Origin of the sequence: Cellulomonas sp. ES6 (genome assembly GCF_030053835.1) — a bacterium.
GTDB lineage: Bacteria > Actinomycetota > Actinomycetes > Actinomycetales > Cellulomonadaceae > Cellulomonas.
Genome location: NZ_CP125655.1, coordinates 3494930 through 3512924 on the forward strand (window position 1 = coordinate 3494930; position 17995 = coordinate 3512924).

The 17995-nt window shown below is 77.1% G+C and carries 19 protein-coding genes; 8 read left to right on the forward strand and 11 right to left on the reverse strand.

Features of this window, described 5'->3' with window-relative positions:
* Positions 1–90: 90 nt before the first annotated feature.
* Both P9841_RS16275 and P9841_RS16280 read right to left on the reverse strand, forming a co-directional pair.
* Positions 91–903 carry an SDR family NAD(P)-dependent oxidoreductase gene (locus P9841_RS16275; RefSeq protein ID WP_283319628.1) on the reverse strand — a complete coding sequence of 271 codons (813 nt, stop codon included), beginning with the start codon at positions 901–903 and terminating at the stop codon, positions 91–93.
* Positions 900–1676 carry an SDR family NAD(P)-dependent oxidoreductase gene (locus tag P9841_RS16280; RefSeq protein WP_283319629.1) on the reverse strand — a complete coding sequence of 259 codons (777 nt, stop codon included), beginning with the start codon at positions 1674–1676 and terminating at the stop codon, positions 900–902. Before P9841_RS16280 ends, P9841_RS16275 begins: the two co-directional genes overlap by 4 nt.
* Positions 1677–1798: 122 nt before the next feature.
* Between P9841_RS16280 and P9841_RS16285 the strand changes: the two genes are divergently transcribed.
* A complete protein-coding gene (locus tag P9841_RS16285; protein WP_283319630.1) occupies positions 1799–2764 on the forward strand; it encodes an AraC family transcriptional regulator in 966 nt (321 codons plus the stop codon).
* A gap of 6 nt (positions 2765–2770) precedes the next feature.
* Here the strand turns inward: P9841_RS16285 and P9841_RS16290 are convergent, their stop codons facing one another.
* Entirely contained in the window at positions 2771–3619 is an 849-nt protein-coding gene (locus tag P9841_RS16290) for a helix-turn-helix transcriptional regulator (RefSeq protein ID WP_283319631.1), read from the reverse strand.
* A 101-nt stretch (positions 3620–3720) separates the two neighbouring features.
* Here P9841_RS16290 and P9841_RS16295 point away from each other — a divergent pair, with 101 nt between their 5' ends.
* From P9841_RS16295 to ligD, 4 genes are all read left to right on the forward strand, one after another.
* A complete protein-coding gene (locus tag P9841_RS16295; protein WP_283319632.1) occupies positions 3721–4479 on the forward strand; it encodes an SDR family oxidoreductase in 759 nt (252 codons plus the stop codon).
* A gap of 77 nt (positions 4480–4556) precedes the next feature.
* Positions 4557–5216: a YdeI/OmpD-associated family protein gene (locus tag P9841_RS16300; RefSeq protein ID WP_283319633.1), complete on the forward strand. Its 660-nt coding sequence runs from the start codon at positions 4557–4559 to the stop codon at positions 5214–5216.
* A gap of 180 nt (positions 5217–5396) precedes the next feature.
* Entirely contained in the window at positions 5397–6254 is an 858-nt protein-coding gene (locus tag P9841_RS16305; RefSeq protein WP_283319634.1) for a DUF4118 domain-containing protein, read from the forward strand.
* A 10-nt stretch (positions 6255–6264) separates the two neighbouring features.
* Entirely contained in the window at positions 6265–8016 is a 1752-nt protein-coding gene (gene ligD / locus P9841_RS16310) for a non-homologous end-joining DNA ligase (RefSeq protein WP_283319635.1), read from the forward strand.
* A 154-nt stretch (positions 8017–8170) separates the two neighbouring features.
* On the opposite strand, the gene P9841_RS16315 is transcribed toward ligD, so the two are convergent.
* The 5 genes from P9841_RS16315 to P9841_RS16335 form a co-directional block, all read right to left on the reverse strand.
* On the reverse strand, positions 8171–8344 hold the full coding sequence (locus P9841_RS16315; protein ID WP_283319636.1) for a hypothetical protein: 174 nt from the start codon (positions 8342–8344) through the stop codon (positions 8171–8173).
* A 518-nt stretch (positions 8345–8862) separates the two neighbouring features.
* Positions 8863–10422 carry an ATP-dependent DNA ligase gene (locus tag P9841_RS16320; protein ID WP_283319637.1) on the reverse strand — a complete coding sequence of 520 codons (1560 nt, stop codon included), beginning with the start codon at positions 10420–10422 and terminating at the stop codon, positions 8863–8865.
* A 140-nt stretch (positions 10423–10562) separates the two neighbouring features.
* On the reverse strand, positions 10563–11315 hold the full coding sequence (locus P9841_RS16325) for a YoaK family protein (RefSeq protein ID WP_283319638.1): 753 nt from the start codon (positions 11313–11315) through the stop codon (positions 10563–10565).
* Positions 11316–11445: 130 nt separating this feature from the next.
* Positions 11446–11934 (reverse strand): SRPBCC family protein, encoded by a 489-nt coding sequence (locus tag P9841_RS16330; protein ID WP_283319639.1) that lies wholly within the window; start codon positions 11932–11934, stop codon positions 11446–11448.
* The gene (locus tag P9841_RS16335; protein ID WP_283319640.1) at positions 11931–12281 is read right to left on the reverse strand and encodes an ArsR/SmtB family transcription factor; all 351 of its coding nucleotides are present in this window, start codon (positions 12279–12281) and stop codon (positions 11931–11933) included. Before P9841_RS16335 ends, P9841_RS16330 begins: the two co-directional genes overlap by 4 nt.
* Positions 12282–12353: 72 nt before the next feature.
* Between P9841_RS16335 and P9841_RS16340 the strand changes: the two genes are divergently transcribed.
* Positions 12354–12749, forward strand: a complete 396-nt coding sequence (locus P9841_RS16340) for a DUF1304 domain-containing protein (protein ID WP_283319641.1) — start codon at positions 12354–12356, stop codon at positions 12747–12749.
* A gap of 28 nt (positions 12750–12777) precedes the next feature.
* Here P9841_RS16340 and P9841_RS16345 read toward each other — a convergent pair whose 3' ends face one another.
* The 3 genes from P9841_RS16345 to P9841_RS16355 are packed head-to-tail and all read right to left on the reverse strand — an operon-like array spanning position 12778 to position 15876.
* A complete protein-coding gene (locus tag P9841_RS16345) occupies positions 12778–13665 on the reverse strand; it encodes an ABC transporter permease (protein WP_283319642.1) in 888 nt (295 codons plus the stop codon).
* Complete coding sequence (locus tag P9841_RS16350) at positions 13652–14635, reverse strand: ABC transporter ATP-binding protein (RefSeq protein WP_283319643.1); 984 nt, start codon at positions 14633–14635, stop codon at positions 13652–13654. Before P9841_RS16350 ends, P9841_RS16345 begins: the two co-directional genes overlap by 14 nt.
* Positions 14632–15876 carry a LolA family protein gene (locus P9841_RS16355; RefSeq protein ID WP_283319644.1) on the reverse strand — a complete coding sequence of 415 codons (1245 nt, stop codon included), beginning with the start codon at positions 15874–15876 and terminating at the stop codon, positions 14632–14634. The genes P9841_RS16350 and P9841_RS16355 overlap by 4 nt, the downstream gene beginning before the upstream one ends.
* A 94-nt stretch (positions 15877–15970) precedes the next feature.
* On the opposite strand from P9841_RS16355, the gene P9841_RS16360 reads away from it, so the two are divergent.
* A complete protein-coding gene (locus tag P9841_RS16360; RefSeq protein WP_283319645.1) occupies positions 15971–16624 on the forward strand; it encodes a response regulator transcription factor in 654 nt (217 codons plus the stop codon).
* On the forward strand, positions 16621–17970 hold the full coding sequence (locus P9841_RS16365; RefSeq protein WP_283319646.1) for an ATP-binding protein: 1350 nt from the start codon (positions 16621–16623) through the stop codon (positions 17968–17970). Before P9841_RS16360 ends, P9841_RS16365 begins: the two co-directional genes overlap by 4 nt.
* Positions 17971–17995 lie beyond the last annotated feature (25 nt).

A 17995-nucleotide genomic window follows, 5' to 3' on the forward strand; every position in this document is an offset into this window, starting at 1 on the left:
CCGGCGGGCCACGGCACCGCCGGGCTAGAGGCCGAGCGACGCCCGGACCGCCGCCTCCGTCGGCCCAGAGACGCGCGTGCTCCTCGGGGCTCAGAACGGCCGCAACCGCGTCCACAGCAGCGCGGCGAGGCACTCGCGGGTCGCGGCCGAGGTCACGTCGCCGGCCGGTGGCACGACGCGGTCGTCCTCGAGGTAGGACCCGGAGGGCACGTCGGCCGTGGCGGCGTGCAGCACCCGCCGGGCGCCGCGGTCCGGGGACCCGCCGACCGGGCCGGCGAGGGCGGCGCTCAGGGCGGTCGCGTTGAGCCCCGGGCACACCGCCACCACGTCCACGCCCGACGGCCGGAGCTCGTCGGCCAGCGCCAGCGCCCAGGCGAGCATCGCGCCCTTCGCCCGGGCGTACGCGGTCACCGGGGCGTAGCCCCGCACGAGGTCGGGGTCGTCCAGGTCGAGCGGCTCGACCCGGTGCGCGGAGGACGCGACGGCCACCACGCGCGAGCCCGGGTGCAGGGCGGGCACGAGCAGCCGGGTCAGCAGCGCCGGGGCCAGCGCGTCCACCTGCAGCGTCCGCTCGGAGCCGTCCTCCGTCAGGACCCGCTCCGGCGACCCCGGCACCGCGGCGTCGTGCACGAGCAGGTCGATGCGCGGCGCGACCGCCCGCACGCGCCGGGCCGCCGCGACGACCTCGCGCAGGCGCGTGAAGTCGGCCCCCACGTAGTGCACCTCGGCGGGCCCGCCGCGTCGGACGCCCGCCAGCACGTCGGCGACGTCGTCCGGGGGCTCCGGGCCGAGCAGGACGAGCCGGGTGGCGCGCGAGGCGAGCCGGCGCGCCGCCGCCTCGCCGATGCCGCTGGTCGCCCCGGTGAGCACGACCGTGCCCAGGGGGCCGGCGCAGGGGCTCACAGCGCGTACCCGCCGGCGACCTGCACGTCCTGGCCGGTGATCCACCGGGCGTCGTCGGACAGCAGGAACGCGATCACGCGCCCGATGTCCTCCGGCTCGCCGAGGCGTCCCAGGGCGGTGCGGGCCGCGATCGCCTCGGCGATCTCGGGGAAGCGCTCGAAGGCGTCGTCCGCGATGCGGGTGCGGGTCGGCCCGGGGGCGACCGAGTTGACGCGGATGCCCCGCGGGCTGAGCTCCCGCGCCAGGTAGCGCGTCGCGACGACCAGCCCGGCCTTCATCGCGGCGTACGCGGAGTAGCCCGCCTCCGTCTCGCCCGGGCGCACGGAGCTGCTCGAGACGTTGACCACCGACCCTCCGTCCGCCAGCAGGGGGAGCAGCGTCTGCGTGAGGAGGTACGGCCCGCGCAGCAGCACCCGGTAGGACGCGTCGAGGTGCTCGGGCGTCGTGTCCTGGAACGGGCGGCCGCCGCCCGCGCCGGCGTTGTTCACCAGGCCGGCGAGCGTCGGGGTGCCCCACCCGCCGAGCACCCGCGCCAGCGCTTCCCGGAACTCCGGGAAGGTCTCGGCGGCGCCGAGGTCCAGGGGCAGGGCGGCGGCCCGGGCGCCGCGCTCGTGCAGCAGCGCGACGGTCCTGCCGGCCTCGTCCGGGCGGGTGCGGTACGTGACGACGACCGCGTGCCCGCGGGCGGCGACCTCGACGGCGGTGCCGCGGCCGATCCCGGCGGTGCCGCCGGTGACCACCACGACCTGCTGGTCCGTGCTCGGGGTGTCCATGCGTCCAGCGAACCCCCGCCGGTGCGCCGGGTGTGAGGGCGATCGTCGCGCGTCCTTGCCTGATCCTGCCGGGGGCGGCCGGAACCGGCGACCCTCGCGCCGACCTCTGCTTGACTCGGGTGATGGTGCTGGAGGAGCCGCGGGCGCTCGACGAGCTGCGGGCGCTCGACGAGCTGCGGGCGCTCGACGAGCTGCGGGCGCTGGTCGACCGGCACGCCCGCACCGGCACCACACCGACCGCGGTCCCGGGCGTCGTCGTGTCCCGGATGACCACCTCCGGGTCGCCGGACGAGTCGACCACCGGCACCGTGCTGGCGGTGGTGGCGCAGGGCACCAAGACGCTGTCGGTCGGCGGCACCGTGCACGGCTACGGCCCGGGGCAGTACGTCGTGGCGTCGGTGGACCTGCCCGTGAGCGGCTGGTTCACCGACGCCACGCCGGCCACGCCCGCGCTGGGGATGGGCCTGACGCTGCGGCCCGAGGTCGTCGCGGAGCTCATGCTCGGCCCGGCGGCCACCGCCTTCCCCCGGCCGGCGCCCGGTGCGGTCGCCCCCGCCGTCGCCGTCGGCCGTGCCGGTGACCGCCTGCTCGATGCGTGCGTGCGCCTGCTCCGCCTGCTCGACCACCCGCGCGACATCCCGGTGCTCGCGCCGCTGGTCGAGCGGGAGATCCTCTGGCTGCTCATGTCCGACGAGCAGGGCGCCACCGTGCGGCAGCTCGGGCTGGCGGACAGCAGCCTGAACCGCGTCCGGCACGTCGTGCGGTGGATGCGCGAGCGCTACAGCGAGCCGGTGCGGGTGGCGGAGCTGGCCCGGCTCGCCAGCATGAGCCCGTCCGCGTTCCACCGGACGTTCCAGGCGGTGACGGCGATGAGCCCGATCCAGTTCCAGAAGCGCATCCGGCTCCAGGAGGCCCGGCTCCGGCTGCTGGCCCGGCCCGGGGACGTCGCCGGGGCCGCCTACGCGGTGGGGTACGAGAGCCCGTCCCAGTTCAGCCGGGAGTACCGCCGGCAGTTCGGGGTCCCACCGAGCCGGGACGCGGCGCTGCTGCGGCAGACGCTGGACCCGACGGGGGCGGCGCCCGCCTGACCGGCGCTACGAGCGCGTCGAGACGCGCTCCGACCCCAGCACCGCCAGCAGCGCGAGCTTGCTCGCGGCCTCGGTGCGGGGAGGGGCGGTGAGCACCAGCAGCACCTGCGACGCGTCCTCGGTGAACAGGGCCTGGCAGTCCACCTCGATCTCACCCAGCTCGGGGTGGACGAGCACCTTGTGGTCGGTGAACCGCCGGCTCACCTCCTGCTCGGCCCACAGGGCGACGAACTCGGGGCTGCGCCGCGACAGCTCCCGGACGATCTCCGCCGCCCGCGAGTCCGGCCCGGCGGCGCCGAGGGCCGCGCGGAGCGACGCGACCTGCGCGCGGCCCTGCCGGTCGTGGTCGTCCCGCGGGTAGCGGCGGCGCTCGGTCCCGGGGTGGGCGAACCACCGGTAGATGTCGCTGCGCTCGAGGCCGGTCAGCGAGCTCGTGTCCCCGAACAGCGCCCGGGCGGGCTCGTTCTGCACCAGCGTCTCGGCGAGCGCGGTGATGATGAGCGCCGGCGTGTCCGTGAGGCGGTCCAGCACGCGCAGCAGACCCGGGGCGATGTAGTCGGGGGCGGGGTGGCGCTCCGGCGCGCTGTGGCCGGCCACCCGGAACAGGTAGTCCCGCTCGTCGGGCATCAGCCGCAGGGCGCGCGCCAGCGAGGCGAGCATCTGCGTGCTCGGCTGCGGTCCGCGGCGCTGCTCGAGCCGGGTGTAGTAGTCGGTCGACATGGCGGCGAGCTGCGCGACCTCCTCCCGCCGCAGGCCCGCCGTGCGGCGCCGGACGCCGGCCACGAGGCCCACGTCCGCGGGCTGCAGGGCGCTGCGGCGGCTCACGAGGAACCCGGCGAGGAGGTCACGGTCCACCCGTGCAGTATGGGCGCGGCCCCGCGGGCCAGCCAGGGACCGGCGATCCCCCGACGAGCGCTCTCTGGAGCGGCCCCGGGGCGACGCGGACAGTGGTGGGCATGGACATCTCCGGCAACACGATCTTCATCCCCGGTGCCACGAGCGGCATCGGCCTGGCACTCGCCCTGCGCCTGCAGGAGAAGGGCAACACGGTGGTCGTCGGCGGCCGCCGCGCCGAGCTGCTCGCGCAGGTCGCCGCCGAGCACGGGCTCGGCACCGTCGTCGTCGACACCACCGACCCCGGCAGCGTCCGCGACGCCGCCGCGCAGGTCGTCCGCGAGCACCCCGACCTCAACGTGCTCGTCACGATGGCGGGCATCATGCGCGCCGAGGACTGGACGACCCCGGGGTTCCTCGCCGACGCGGAGCAGACCGTCGTCACCAACCTGCTCGGCCCGATCCGCCTGATCGCGGCCCTCGTCGAGCACCTGCAGTCCCGGCCCGCCGCCACGATCATGACCGTGTCGTCCGGTCTCGCGTTCGCCCCGCTGCGGGTGACGCCCACCTACAACGCCACCAAGGCGGCGATCCACATGCTCAGCGAGTCGATCCGGCTGCAGCTCGCCGGCACGTCCGTGCAGGTGCTCGAGCTCGAGCCGCCGGCCGTGCAGACGGACCTCATGCCCGGTCAGCGGGAGAACGAGCTCGCGATGCCGCTCGAGGACTTCGTCACCGAGGTGGTGGAGCTGATCGAGGCGCAGCCGGACGCGACGGAGATCCAGGTCGAGAACGTGAAGTTCCTCCGGTACGGCGAGGCCCGCGGCGACTACGCGCAGGTGGTGGCGACGCTCAACAGCCGGGACCGGCACGCGCGCTGACGAGCCGCCGCCGCGGGGGCGGGGCGGGGTGTCGGTGGGGTCGCGTACGGTCGTGCCCCCGACCCGAGGAGCGCCCCGTGCCCGCGACGACGCCCACCCCCGCCGGCGCGCCGGCGACGCTGACGGTGCCCGACGTCGCCGCGTGGCGGGCCTGGCTCGACGCGCACGAGGCGGACTCCGACGGGGTGTGGCTCGTGCTCGCCAAGAAGGGCGTCACCGACCCGACGTCCCTCACGTACGCGGAGGCGCTCGACGAGGCGCTGTGCAGCGGGTGGATCGACGGCCAGCGGCGCGGCGGCGACGCCACGACGTTCCGGCAGCGGTTCGTGCCCCGGCGTGCGCGCTCGCTGTGGTCGCAGCGGAACGTGGAGCACGTGGCGCGTCTCGTCGCGGAGGGGCGCATGCGGGAGCGCGGGCAGGCCGAGGTCGACCGGGCCCGGGCGGACGGGCGCTGGGAGCGCGCGTACGCCGGCCAGGCGTCCGCCGAGGTGCCGGCCGACCTGCTGGCCGCGCTCGACGCCGTGCCGGGCGCCCGCGCCCGGTTCGACGCGCTCGGACGTCAGCAGCGGTACGCGGTGCTGCACCCGCTCATGACGGCGCCCGGCGACGCGGTGCGTGCCGCACGCCTGGAGCGGGCGGTGCGGGCGCTGAGCGCGCCCGGGGGCGGGGACGTGCCCGGGGACGGGGGCGCGCCCGGGGACGGGGGTGCGCCCGGGGGCGACCTCGGACGGTCCTGACGCCCGGGGTCGCCGGGACCGCCGTCAGGGTCCTGTGAGGATCCTGCGCACCCCCGTTCGGATCCCGTCAGGACGTCCGCCGGCCGCGCCCCCCGGGTGTGGGCTGAGCATGAGCCCGGGGCGGGCCGGATCGAGCCGGCCGCTCACGTCCCGGGCGCCTGCGGCAACGGGAGGTCCGCCATGACGAGGACGACAGCGGGGACGGCGGGGACGGCCGCGCCGGCGGGGGACGCCACGACGGCACGGCCCGGTCAGGAGCTGGTGCCCCGGCGCTCGGCGGTGCTCGCGGTCGCCGTGCTCGCACCGCCCGTCGCGGCGATCGGGATGCACCTGCTCGACGTCACCGCGGTGACCGCCGTGCTGGTGCTCGTGCTCCTCGTGGTCGCGGCATCCGCCTCCGGGCTGCGCGCGGCCGGCGTGGTGGCCGCGCTCGCCGCCGGGCTGTCGTTCGACTTCTTCCTGGTGGAGCCGGTCCTCAGCTTCACGATCGCCGAGCCGGAGGAGGTCGAGGCCACCGTCCTGCTGCTGCTCACCGGTCTGGCGGTCAGCGAGATCGCGCTCTGGGGCCGCCGCCAGCAGGCCCGCGCGAGCCGCCGCTCCGGCTACCTGGACGGCGTGCTGCGCACCGCGGACGTCGTCGCGGCCCGCCCGGCCGACCCCGGGCTGCTCGCGGTGCAGGTGGCCGACCAGGTCCGTGAGCTGCTCGGCGCCGACGACTGCCGGTACGAGGCCGCCGTCACCGTGCCGGGCCGCCGGCCGTCGTCGTCCGCGACCGTCCTGGAGCGCGACGGGTCGGTCACGCGGCGGGGTGCCGTCATCGACGTCGACCGGCAGGGGCTTCCCACCGACGACCTGGTGCAGCTCGAGGTGTCCGGGGGCGGCACGGTGCACGGCCGGTTCCTGGTGAGCGCGGCGACCCGGGTCGTGCGGCCGTCGGTCGAGCAGCGCCGGGTGGCCGCCCTCCTCGCCGACCAGGTGGGTGCAGCCTTCGCCCCGGGGGCGCCGCCCGCGGTCGCGCCGCCGTCCGCGGGCCGCTAGAACGGGGCACGTGCCCGGTCGACGACGCGATCGTGGGCGCCCGCGCGACGCCGGCGCCCGGGACGAGGGTGCGCGGGACGAGGGTGCGCCCGACGGGGCTGCGCGGGACGAGGGTGCGCGGGATGCGGCTGCGCGGGACGAGGGTGCGCGCGACGGCGGAGCCCGCGGCCTCGAGACCTACCGGTCGATGCGGGACTTCGGGCGCACGCCCGAGCCGGCGGGGGCGCCCGGCGACGCCGGTGCGGGACGGCCGGGGGCGCGGCGGTTCGTCGTCCAGCGGCACCGTGCCCGGCGGCTGCACTACGACCTGCGGTTCGAGATCGACGGCGTCCTCGTGTCGTGGGCGGTCCCGCGCGGCCCGACGCTCGACCCGGACGTCCGCCGCATGGCCGTGCACGTGGAGGACCACCCGCTGGAGTACGAGGACTTCGAGGGCGTCATCCCCTCCGGGGAGTACGGCGGCGGCGACGTCGTCGTCTGGGACCGCGGGACGTGGGAGCCGCACGGCACGGACGACCCGGGCGCGGCGGTCGCCGCCGGGGAGCTGCACGCCGACGTCAACGGCGAGAAGCTGCGCGGGCGGCTGGTGCTCGTGCGCCGCGCAGCCGCCGGCGAGGACGGCAAGGAGCAGTGGCTGCTCGTCCACAAGCACGACGACCACGCGGTCCGGGGCTGGGACGCGGAGGACCACCCGCGCTCCGTGGTGAGCGGGCGCACGAACGACGAGGTGAAGGCCGACCCGGACCGGCTGTGGCGCTCCGACCTGCCCGCTGCCGAGGCGTCCGTCGACCTGCGCCCGCCCGACGTCGCGCCGCCGACGCCGGACGAGCTCGCCCGGCTGGACGACCTCGGTCCCGCCGGCGGCACGTGGCCGGTGTTCGGGCGGCGGCTGCGGGTGACCAACCTCGACAAGGTGCTGTTCCCGGCGCGGGACGGGCAGGAGCCGGTGACCAAGCGCGAGCTCCTGCGCTACACCGCCCGCATCGCGCCGGTCGCGCTGCCGTACCTGCGGGGCCGGGCCCTGAACATGCACCGCTACCCGCAGGGCGCCGGCAGCAGCGGGTTCTGGCACAAGGAGCTGCCGGGGCACGCCCCCGACTGGCTCCCGCGCTGGCGCAACCCCGGCGCCGACCCCGGGGAGACCGCGACGTACCTCGTGGTGGACGAGCCGGCCGCCCTGGTGTGGGCGGCCAACTTCGGCGCGCTCGAGTGGCACGCGTGGACCTCCCGCACCGACGCGCCGCACCGGCCGACGTACGCGCTGGTCGACATCGACCCCGGCCCGTCGACCGCGTGGGAGGACGTGCTGCTGCTCGCGCGCCTGCACCGCGACGCGTTCGAGCACCTCGGCGTCCGCGCCTACCCGAAGGTCACCGGGCAGCGCGGCATCCAGGTGTGGGTGCCGATCACGCCCGGGCCCACGTTCGACGAGACCCGGGCGTGGGTCGAGCGCGTGTCCCGGACGGTCGGAGCCGTCGTGCCCGAGCTCGTGTCCTGGCGCTGGGAGGTGAAGGCCCGCGGCGGTCAGACGCGGCTCGACTACACGCAGAACGCCGTCAACAAGACCCTCGTGGCTCCGTACAGCCCGCGGGCGCGGCCAGGGGCGCCGGTGTCCGCGCCGATCACGTGGGACGAGCTGGACGAGCCCTGGTTGCGGCCGGACGCGTTCACCGTGCGGACCGTGCTCGACCGGGTGCAGGAGCGGGGCGACCCGTTCCGCGGGCTGCTGCAGGGCGGGCAGACGCTGCCGCGCCTGGGTTGAGGCGGACGGGCCGACTCGGACGGGCATGCGCGGACGGGCGGCGGCGCGCCAGCGGGAGGTCGTGCTCGGGGGGCCGGAGCCGCGGACCGGCACGGGGCCGGGTCGCCGGGCGGGCGAGGGGAGGGGACCCCGGCCCGCCGCGGCGGAGGTCGGGTCAGGCCAGTCCGTGGCGCCGTCGCGGCGCCAGGGCGGTGAACGCGGCGGCGGTGCGGCGCGCGGCCCGCGGGCGGGATGCGTCGCGCGTGGCCTGGGAGCGGCGGTGCTCCAGGCGGCTCTCGAGCTCGCGCTCCTGCTGCCGGTAGACGATGAGGTACAGATCCGGGTGCACGGGGTCCTCCTGCACTGATCGAGGTGGCGGGGTGCGCCACCGGCGGGTCACCGCAGAGGGACGGGTCGCGTCCTTGCGGCCTGTGGACCGGGGGTGGTGGTCCACGTCCCCAGCCTCCCGCGTCCGAGCACGTCCGCGGCCCCGCACCACCCGCTCGCCGAGGGTGATTCCGCACTCCACCCCGCCCGCCCCCCGCTCCCTCCCCGGAGTACAGGGACCAGAGTCCCAACCCCACCACCCCACCACCCCGCCGCCCGCCCCGCCGCCCGCCCCCACCCCTGCGTCCGCCGTCGGAGGCTCCGAGGGGTCATCGTGGTGCTCCGCGGACCACCACGATCCCGCGCGGACCCCTCCGATCCCGTTCGGAGCCTCCCAACGGGGAGAGGGTGTGCGGGCGCGCGGGTGCCCCGGTGTGCGGGTGTGCGGGTGCCGCGGTGTGTGGGTGTGCCGGACTGCTGGTGTGCGGGCGTGCAGGGGTGTGCGTGCGGGCGGGAGAGGTGGGGAGGTCGCCGCGGGGGTCAGCGGTCGTGGGTGGGGTCGGGGTCCGGGGAGGGGAGGATCGTGCGGACGGTGTCGATCGTGTCCGCCTCGTCGGCGGGCTTGTCGTCGCGGTAGCGGATGACGCGCGCGAAGCGCAGTGCCAGGCCGCCCGGGTAGCGGGGTGAGCGCTGCACGCCGTCGAAGGCGATCTCGACGACCTGCTCCGGGCGCAGGGTGACGGTCCAGCCGTCGTCGGCGACCTCCAGCTCGCGGAACCGCTGGGTCTGCCACGCCAGCATCTCGTCCGTCATGCCCTTGAACGTCTTGCCGAGCATGACGAAGCCCCCGGCGGGGTCGCGGGCGCCGAGGTGGATGTTCGACAGCGAGCCCACCCGCCGGCCGGACCCGCGCTCGACGGCGAGCACCACCAGGTCGAGGGTGTGGCGCGGCTTGACCTTGACCCAGGATGACCCGCGACGGCCGGCCTCGTACGGGGCGTCGGCGTCCTTGACGACGACGCCCTCCTGGCCGGCCGCGACCCAGCCGCTGAACGCCCGTCCGGCGACGTCGGGGTCGTCGGTGACGACCCGCTCGACCACGAGCCCGCCGGCGACCGCGTCGAGGGCGGCGAGGCGCTCGCGCAGCGGGGCGTCGAGGAGGTCGCGACCGTCGAGGTGCAGCAGGTCGAAGAAGAACGGGCGCAGCTCGGTGGTCGCGGCGAGGTCGGCGTCGCGGGTGGCGCTGCGGGCGGCGGTCTCCTGGAACGGGCGCGGACGTCCCGCGGCGTCGAGCGCGAGCGCCTCGCCGTCGAGCACCGCGGTCCGCAGCGGCAGCGCGCGCACGGCGGCGACCACCTCCGGGACGCGCGCGGTGATGTCGTCGAGGCTGCGCGTGAACACCCCGACCGCGTCGCCGTCGCGGTGCACCTGGATCCGGATGCCGTCGAGCTTGGCGTCCACGACGACCGGCCGGCCGTCGAAGCCGACCACGGCGGTCGCCACGTCCGGCGCGGAGGCGGCGAGCATCGGGCGCACGGGCCGTCCGACCGTCAGGCCGACCCCCTCGAGCGCGGCGCGGGCAGCCTCCGGGGAGGGCGCGGCCAGCGCGGCCACGGCGACCGGCTCGCTGGCCCCGGCGAGCATCGCGGCCCGGCGGACGACCGGCGCCGGCACTCCGGCGGCCTCGGCCACGGCGTCGAGCAGCAGGGCGTCCAGCGCGCCCTGCCGGACCTCGCCGGTGACGAGGCCCGCGAGGAACCGCTGCTCGGGCTCGGTCGCGGCACCGAACAGGTCGGCGGCCATCGCGGTGCGTGCACCGCCGGAGCCCGGTCCGGAGAGAGTCGCCAGGCGCTCGAAGGCGGCGTCGACGTCCAGCACCTCGAGGGACGCCGCCTCCGCCGGGGCAGGCAGGTCGCGCAGGGAGCGCCACCCGAGGCCGGTGCGACGCTGGCGGAGCTCGCCCGCGAGGTACCGGGCCACGACGGGCACCTCGTCGGGGGCGGTGCGGCGCAGCATGTCGACGAGCAGGGCGCGCTTGGCCAGTCGCGAACGGGTCGCGGCCAGGCCGGCGGAGGTCGCGGCGACGTCGGCGAGCAGCACGGCGCCATCCTGCCGCCGACCACCGACACCCGCCCCCCGACGCCCGCCCCTGACGCCTGCCCCCGACGCCGGTTCGTCCGCGGGGAGCCCGCCCGGCCGCGGGCCGGGCCGGTCGTCGGGTGTCCCGGGCGCGCGCCGCCTCAGTCCGCGCCGTCGTCCGCGCGTGCTCCGACCCGCGCCGCGGCCCTGCCGGGGACGGGCGCGAGGACGAGGGTGTGCGGGTGGCGCCGGGTGTGCGTCTCGACGGCGGTCAGCACCCCGGCGAGCACCACGGCCGCGAGCACGGTGGCGCGGGTGCCCAGGGCGTCCGGCCCGCTGGCGAGCGCGCCGGCCCCGGCCCCCGCGGCGAACGCGAGCACGACGGCGGACAGGCGCGCGACGACGGCCCGCTGCGCGGGGTCGTAGCCGGTGAGCCACTCGTAGGCCGCCGTGACGAGCGTGCGCAGGTTGCCGGTGGTCATGGTGGTGCTGTAGCTGGTGTCGCGCACCAGGCGGAACGTCGTGACCTGCAGTGCCGCGACGAACGACACGGCACAGGTGGTGACGAGGTGGGGCGTGGCGCGCGGGAGCGCGGCGACCGCCAGCAGGACCGCGATCTCGGTGCCGAGCACCAGCCGCGTGGGGTCGTGCAGCCAGCGCCGGTGCCGGTGCGCGGCGAGGACCTCGGCGGCGACCAGACCGAGGACGAACGTCGCGATGATCGGCAGGTAGCGGGCGGCGTGGGCGCCGTCGCCGCGGGCCCAGGCGACCGCGACCAGCACGACGTTGCCCGTCTGGGCGTTGGCGAACACGCCGTCGTGCGCGACGAACGTGTACGCGTCGAGGAACCCGCCGACGACGGCGAGCGCGACGCCCGTGGCGGGGTGCTCGGCGCGCGACCGGACCCTCACCACGAGGTGCCACCGGTCGGGCGGGAGGGCCGGGTGCCGGCCGGGTCGACGTCCACGGGGCCATGGTGCACCCGGTCATCCCATGACTGGTCGGGACCCTCGGCCCAGCCGACGCCGGCCCAGCCGGCCCCGCTCAGCCCTCGGCCAGCAGGGCGTCCACCTGCCCGAGCGCCTCGGACATGCCCTCGGCCATGCCCATCGCCACGACCTGCGCCATCTGCGCCGCGTCCGCGAACCGGGACACGATCGTCATGCGCGTCCCGCTGCCGAGGGGCGCGAGGTCCACGCGGATCCGGGTCACGGGCATCGAGTCGTCGGGAGCCCCGCTGCCGTCCGCGAAGCCGTCGTCGAGCTCCAGCGACCGGGGGGCGTCGACGGCGAGGACGCGCCACCACCCGTGGGCCTGCTCGCCGTCGGGGCCGGTCATCACGTACGCGGCCCGGCCGCCGGGGACGAGGTCGTGCGCGGTGAAGGTGGCCGGCCAGGTGGGCGGGCCCCACCAGCGCTCGAGCTGCCGCGGGTCGGCCCACACCTGCCAGACGCGCTCCGGTGGCGCGGCGAGCTCGGACACGATGGTGAGCGTCAGGGCGTCGGTGTCCGTGACGGTGTCGACGACGGTCATGGTGCGTCCTCTCCAGGTGCCTCGCCGAGGAGGGCGTCGATGCGGTCGAGACGGCCGCGCCAGATCTCCTCGTAGCGGTCGAGCAGCCGTGCGGCGGCCCGGACGGTCGTGACGTCGGCGTGGACGACCTGCTCGCGGCCGTGCCGCTGCTTGACGACCAGGTGCGCGCGCTCGAGCACGGCGACGTGCTTCTGCACGGCGGCGAAGCTCATGGCGTAGGACCGGGCGAGCGTGCTCACCGACGCCTCGCGGCGCAGCACCCGGGTGACGATGTCGCGCCGGGTGGCGTCGGCCAGTGCGGCGAACACGCGGTCCACCTCGTCCGGGTCCAGCTGACGTACAACCATGTGGTTGTACGTTACGCCGGTGCCCGGCGCCGCACAACGGGGTGCCGGGCACGGGGGAGCACACTGGTGCGCATGATCGCCACCGGACTCGTCCTCGCGACCCTCGCGGCGCTCCTGCACGTGTACATCTTCGTGCTGGAGTCCGTGCTCTGGACCACCCCGCGCGCCCGGCGGACGTTCGGCACCACCCCCGAGCAGGCCGAGGCCACCCGCGAGATGGCCTACAACCAGGGCTGGTACAACCTGTTCCTCGCGGTGGCCACCGCGACCGGGGTGGTGCTGACGGCGCTCGGGCACGGCTCCGCCGGGGCCGCCCTCGTGATCGCCGGCTGCGGGTCGATGGCCGCGGCCGCCGCGGTGCTGCTGCTCAGCTCGCGCGGCACACCGGGGCGCGCCCGGGCGGCCGCGTCGCAGGGCCTGCTGCCGCTGCTCGCCGTGGTGGCGACCGCCGTCGGCCTGCTCACCTAGGTCCGGAGGCACCGGGGCGTCGAGGTCCCTACGACGTCACGTCCGCGGTGGTGAACCGCGCCCACGCCAGCGAGCCGAACACCGCCACCCACGCGACCTGCACCCCGAGCCCCTCCGCGACGACGCCCCAGTCGACCTGCAGCCGCAGGAACTCCGCGAAGTCGAACCAGTGGTGCGTGAGCAGACCCGGGTGGATCGCGGACACCTGGGGCAGCGAGTCCAGCACGGTCGAGACGATCGCGACGACGACCGTGGCGGCCATCGCGCCGACCGGCACCTCGGTGAGCGTGGAGAAGAACAGCCCGACCGCGACCAGCCCGGTCAGGGACAGCCCCACGTAGCCCACGACGCCCAGCACCCGCAGCACGCCGTCGCCGACGGGCACGGTGGTGCCGGACAGCAGGGTCACGTCGTGCAGGCCGAAGTACACCGCGCCCACGACGAGGCCGGTCACCGCCACCGCGAGCACCGCGGCGGCCGCGAACGCCAGCGCCGCGACGGCCTTCACGGTGAGCAGGCGGGTCCGCGGCACCGGCACCACCAGCAGGTAGCGCAGCGTGCCGGCGGACGCCTCGCCGGCCACGGCGTCGCCGGACGCGATGCCGATGCACAGCGGCAGCAGGAACGGCAGGCAGAGGAACAGCGCCGCGACCACCAGGAACAGCCCGTTGCCGGTGACCTGGTCGACGAACGACGGCCCCTGTCCCGCCAGCGCGCTGTCGCGCGTGAGGAACAGGACCGTGCCGAGCAGCACCGGCACCAGCGCCAGCCCGGCGAGCAGGACGAGGTTGCGGCGCCGGCCGAAGACCAGCCGCAGCTCCGAGCGCAGCAGCCGGGCCCAGGCGACGGGCGCGGGCGCAGGGGCGGGCGTGGCGAGCGCGGGCGGCGGTGCCGCCGGGGCGTCAGCGCGCGACATCGAAACCCTCCCCGGTCAGCTCCACGAACACCTGCTCCAGGCTCGGGCGGGCCACCTCGAGCCCCACGAGGTCGACCCCGGCGTGCACGAGCGCGGCGGACGCCTTCTCCGGAGGGGTCGGGCCCAGCAGCGCCGTCACGGTCCCGGCGGCGTCCGGCCGGACCTCGTCGAGACCGAGCGCCGTGAGTACGTCCGCGGCCGCGCCGACCTGCGCCGGCCGGGTCCGCACGACCAGGTGGGCGGCACCTCGGCCCGTCAGCTCGGCCCGCTCGCCCTGGAGCAGCAGCCGCCCGCGGCTCATGATGCCGACGTGCGAGCACACCTGCTCGATCTCCGCGAGCAGGTGGGAGGACACGAGCACGGTCGCCCCGCCGTCCGCGAGCTCCCGCACGAGGTGGCGGACCTCGCGCGTGCCCTGCGGGTCCAGCCCGTTGGTCGGCTCGTCGAGCACCAGCAGGTCCCGGGGCTGCAGCAGGGCGGCCGCCAGCCCCAGGCGCTGCTTCATCCCGAGCGAGTACTGCCGGTAGGGCTTCGTCGCGGCCGCCGCCAGCCCGACCCGGTCCAGCGCCGCGTCGGCCCGGCGCCGGGACGTCCGCGGGTCCGCGGTGGCGTCGCCCGCGTCCAGCCGGGCGAGGTTCGCGCGGCCCGACAGGTACGGGTGGAACGCCGGTCCCTCCACGAGGGCGCCGACGCGCGGCAGCACGCGGCCTGCGCCCTCGGGGATCGCCGACCCGAGCAGCCAGGCCCGCCCGGCGGTCGGCCGGGCGAGGCCCAGCAGCATGCGGATCGTGGTGGTCTTCCCCGACCCGTTCGGCCCGAGGAACCCGTAGACCGCGCCCCGCGGCACGGCGAGGTCGATCCCGTCGACGGCGACCTGACCGGACCGGAACCGCTTGGTCAGGCCCGCGGTCCGGACGGCCAGGTCACCGGGCGCGGGGGAGGGCGACCCGGAGTCGGCGGCGACGGTCATGCCGCCGCGCGCAGCACGTCCGCCGGGACGGAGCCCACCAGCACGCGGCCGTCGTCCGTCACCAGGACGCTCAGCAGCGTCGAGGACAGCAGCCGGCCCTCGGGGACCTCGGTCGTGAGCTGCTCGTACAGCGCGGCGCCGTCCAGGCCCGGGCGGGTGACCTTGCCGTCCTCGTCGGTCGGCACGAACTCCTGGACCAGGTCCTGCGCGTGCTCGGAGCCCAGCACCCGGTCGGCGCCGGGGACGGTCGCGAGCGAGCCGGTGTCGCCGCCGACGAGGCCGGCGACGTCGACGTCGGTCAGCTCCACGACGCTCGACCACCCGGACCCGGTGACGGCCACGCCCTCCGGCAGGGCGGCGTGCTCCGGGTCGGGGACGGCGGCGGGGTCGACCTCGGGCAGCGGCACGACGACCTCCTCGATGCTCGCCCCGGCGGGCGCCGAGAACGCCAGCACCGAGTCGTCCGGGGCGCTGAACGCGACGTCCGTGAACCCGACCTCGAGCGACGGCGCCGCGGCGTCCCCGGTGGCCCAGACCTGCACGCGCAGCGGGGCCGAGGTCTCGGCGTCCACCGCCACGACGACGCGGGACACGAGCGTGGCGTCGTCCTCGGGGCTGACGACGAGCTGGTAGGCGTCGCGGCCCGCGACGGTCGTCGGCCGGTCGACCGTCACCGTGGAGTCCTGCTCCGCGCGGGCGAGCACCTGCGAGGCGGCCTCGTCGGGGGTCGGCAGGTCCGCCGCGGCGGGCGGCGTCGCGCCGGCCTCGAGCTGCCCCGCCAGCGCGTCGTACCGGGCCTGACCGGCGTCGTCGAGCCGGTAGTGCGTCACGGCGTCGTCGGTGGAGGAGTACGTCCACGCCTGCGCGCCGTCGCGCACGACGGAGTACTCGGACGTCGCGCCGAGCAGCGCCACCCGGGAGCGGTCGCCGCCGTCGGACCACACGCGCAGCGTCGACGACCCGCCGAGCAGGTTCACCGGGTCCGCGCCGGTCATCTCCGAGACCGGCAGCTCGGGCAGGCCGAGCCGGGCGGTGTAGACGACGGTGCCCTGCACGGGCGTCGGCTCCGCGGCGGCGACCCGGGAGAGCAGCTCCTGCGCGTCCACGTCGGGCAGCCCGGCGGAGTCGGCGGTCGCCAGGGCGGGCACCGCGATCGCGGCGGCCACGGCGGCGACCACGACGCCGGGCACCGCCCAGCGGGCGCGGGGGGACAGGGTGCGGCGGGCACGGGTCTCGGACATGGCACCCACCCTGCCGTGCCGACGCTGAGGGGACGCTGAGAGGCGCCCGGCCGTCGCGCTGCCGGCCCCGCTCGCCGGGTGCCATGCTGCCGGGGTGCGGGTGCTGGTGGTGGACGACGAGCGCGGGCTGGTGAGCGCCCTGCGCCGCGGGCTGACGGCCGAGGGCTTCGCGGTCGACGTGGCGTACGACGGGCAGACCGGCCTGGAGCTGGCGACCGACCGGGACTACGACGTGGTGGTGCTGGACGTCATGCTGCCGCGGCGCAACGGCTACGACGTGGTCACGGCGCTGCGGGAGGCCGGCGTGACCACCCCCGTCCTCCTGCTGAGCGCGAAGGACGGGGAGCACGACGTCGCCGACGGGCTCGACGTCGGCGCCGACGACTACCTGACCAAGCCGTTCTCGTTCGTGGTGCTGGTCGCCCGCCTGCGCGCGTTGCTCCGCCGGCCCGCGCAGGTGCGGCCGGCGGTGCTGACCTCCGGGGACCTCGTGCTGGACCCCGCGGCCCGCACGGTGACCGCCGCGGGGGCGCCCGTCGACCTCACCGCGCGCGAGCTGGCGCTGCTCGAGTACCTCATGCGCAACGCCGACCGCGTCGTGGGCAAGGTCGAGCTCCGCGACCACGTCTGGGACGGCCCGGGCGAGGACGGCAACGTGGTCGAGGTGTACGTCGGCTACCTGCGGCGCAAGCTCGGCCGGGACGCGGTGCGCACGGTCCGGGGCGCGGGCTACCGGGTGGGCGGGTGACCCGCGTCCGCCGCTGGTCGCTGCGCGCGCGGCTGACGGTGGTGACCGCCGGGCTGCTGTGCGTGGCGCTCGCGGTCGGCGCCGTGCTGCTGAGCACGGTGGTGCAGCGCAGCCGGGTGGCGGCGCTCGACGACGCGGTGCGGGCGCGGGCGGCGACGGTCGCGGCGCTCGTCGCGGGCGACCAGGTGCCCGACGCGCTGCCGGTCGCCGAGCCGGGCGAGATCGTGCAGGTGCTGGACGCCCGCGGGCGCGTGGTGGCGACGTCGCCGACGGCGAGCCGCACCCTGCCCGTGCTGCCCGCCGCGGAGGTGGCCGGGCTGCGCGAGCGGGCGCCCGTCGTCGTGGGCACCGCCACGGCGTACGACCGGGCCGCGCGCGTCGCCGTCGCCGACCCCGGTGACGGCTCCGTGGTGGTCGCGACGGTGCCGCTCGCCGAGGTCCAGGGCCTCGTGCGGGCGCTGCGGCTGTCGCTCGTGGGCGTCGTCCCGGTGCTCACGGCCGTGCTCGCGCTCGCCATCTGGGTGGCGCTCGGACGCGCGCTGCGGCCGGTGGAGCGGCTGCGGTCCGCCGCGGCGCAGGTGGCCCGGGCGGGCGGCCCCGGTGCGCTGCCGGACCCGGGCACGGACGACGAGGTGGGGGCGCTCGCCCGCACGCTCAACGAGATGCTCGACCGGCTCGAGGTGGCGGCCGCCCGGCAGCGCTCGTTCGTGGCCGACGCCGCGCACGAGCTGCGCACCCCGCTGGCGGCGCTCGGCGCGACGCTCGACGTCGCGCGGACCCACCCCGAGGCGTACGAGCGCGACGAGCTGGTGGCGGAGCTCGGCGACGAGGTCGCCCGCATGCAGGCGCTCGTCGACGACCTGCTGCTGCTCGCGCGGGTCGGCTCCCGGCCGCCGGCGTCGCAGCAGGTGGACCTCGGCGACGTCGCGCGCGACGCCCTGGCGCTCGCGGTCACGGCGGCGGGCCGCCCCGGCGTGCGGGCCGAGGTGGTGGGCGCCGGACGCGCGCGCGGCGACGCGGCGGCCGTCGGGCGGGTGGTCCGCAACCTCGCGGACAACGCGCTGCGCCACGCCCGGTCCGCCGTGCGGGTGCAGGTGACGGACGGCCGCGTGGCCGTGGTCGACGACGGGCCCGGCGTCCCGGCGGCCGACCGCGAGCGGGTGTTCGAGCGGTTCGTGCGCCTGGACGACGCCCGGGCCCGGGCCGCCGGGGGCAGCGGGCTCGGCCTGGCGATCGCGCGGGAGGTCGCGCGCGAGCTCGGCGGCGAGGTCGTGCTGGCGGACGGCGACGGCCCGGCGGACGACGACGCCCCGGGGCTCCGCGCCGAGCTGCGCCTGCCCGTGTGACGCATCTCACACCAACGTTCTGTGA

Excerpts from the sequence above, each read along its gene's own strand:
- P9841_RS16280 (WP_283319629.1), bottom strand. The coding sequence starts at position 1,676 with ATGGACACCCCGAGCACGGACCAGCAGGTCGTGGTGGTCACCGGCGGC.
- P9841_RS16285 (WP_283319630.1), top strand. The coding sequence starts at position 1,799 with ATGGTGCTGGAGGAGCCGCGGGCGCTCGACGAGCTGCGGGCGCTCGAC.
- P9841_RS16295 (WP_283319632.1), top strand. The coding sequence starts at position 3,721 with ATGGACATCTCCGGCAACACGATCTTCATCCCCGGTGCCACGAGCGGC.
- P9841_RS16305 (WP_283319634.1), top strand. The coding sequence starts at position 5,397 with ATGACGAGGACGACAGCGGGGACGGCGGGGACGGCCGCGCCGGCGGGG.
- P9841_RS16330 (WP_283319639.1), bottom strand. The coding sequence starts at position 11,934 with ATGACCGTCGTCGACACCGTCACGGACACCGACGCCCTGACGCTCACC.
- P9841_RS16335 (WP_283319640.1), bottom strand. The coding sequence starts at position 12,281 with ATGGTTGTACGTCAGCTGGACCCGGACGAGGTGGACCGCGTGTTCGCC.
- P9841_RS16340 (WP_283319641.1), top strand. The coding sequence starts at position 12,354 with ATGATCGCCACCGGACTCGTCCTCGCGACCCTCGCGGCGCTCCTGCAC.
- P9841_RS16345 (WP_283319642.1), bottom strand. The coding sequence starts at position 13,665 with ATGTCGCGCGCTGACGCCCCGGCGGCACCGCCGCCCGCGCTCGCCACG.
- P9841_RS16350 (WP_283319643.1), bottom strand. The coding sequence starts at position 14,635 with ATGACCGTCGCCGCCGACTCCGGGTCGCCCTCCCCCGCGCCCGGTGAC.
- P9841_RS16355 (WP_283319644.1), bottom strand. The coding sequence starts at position 15,876 with ATGTCCGAGACCCGTGCCCGCCGCACCCTGTCCCCCCGCGCCCGCTGG.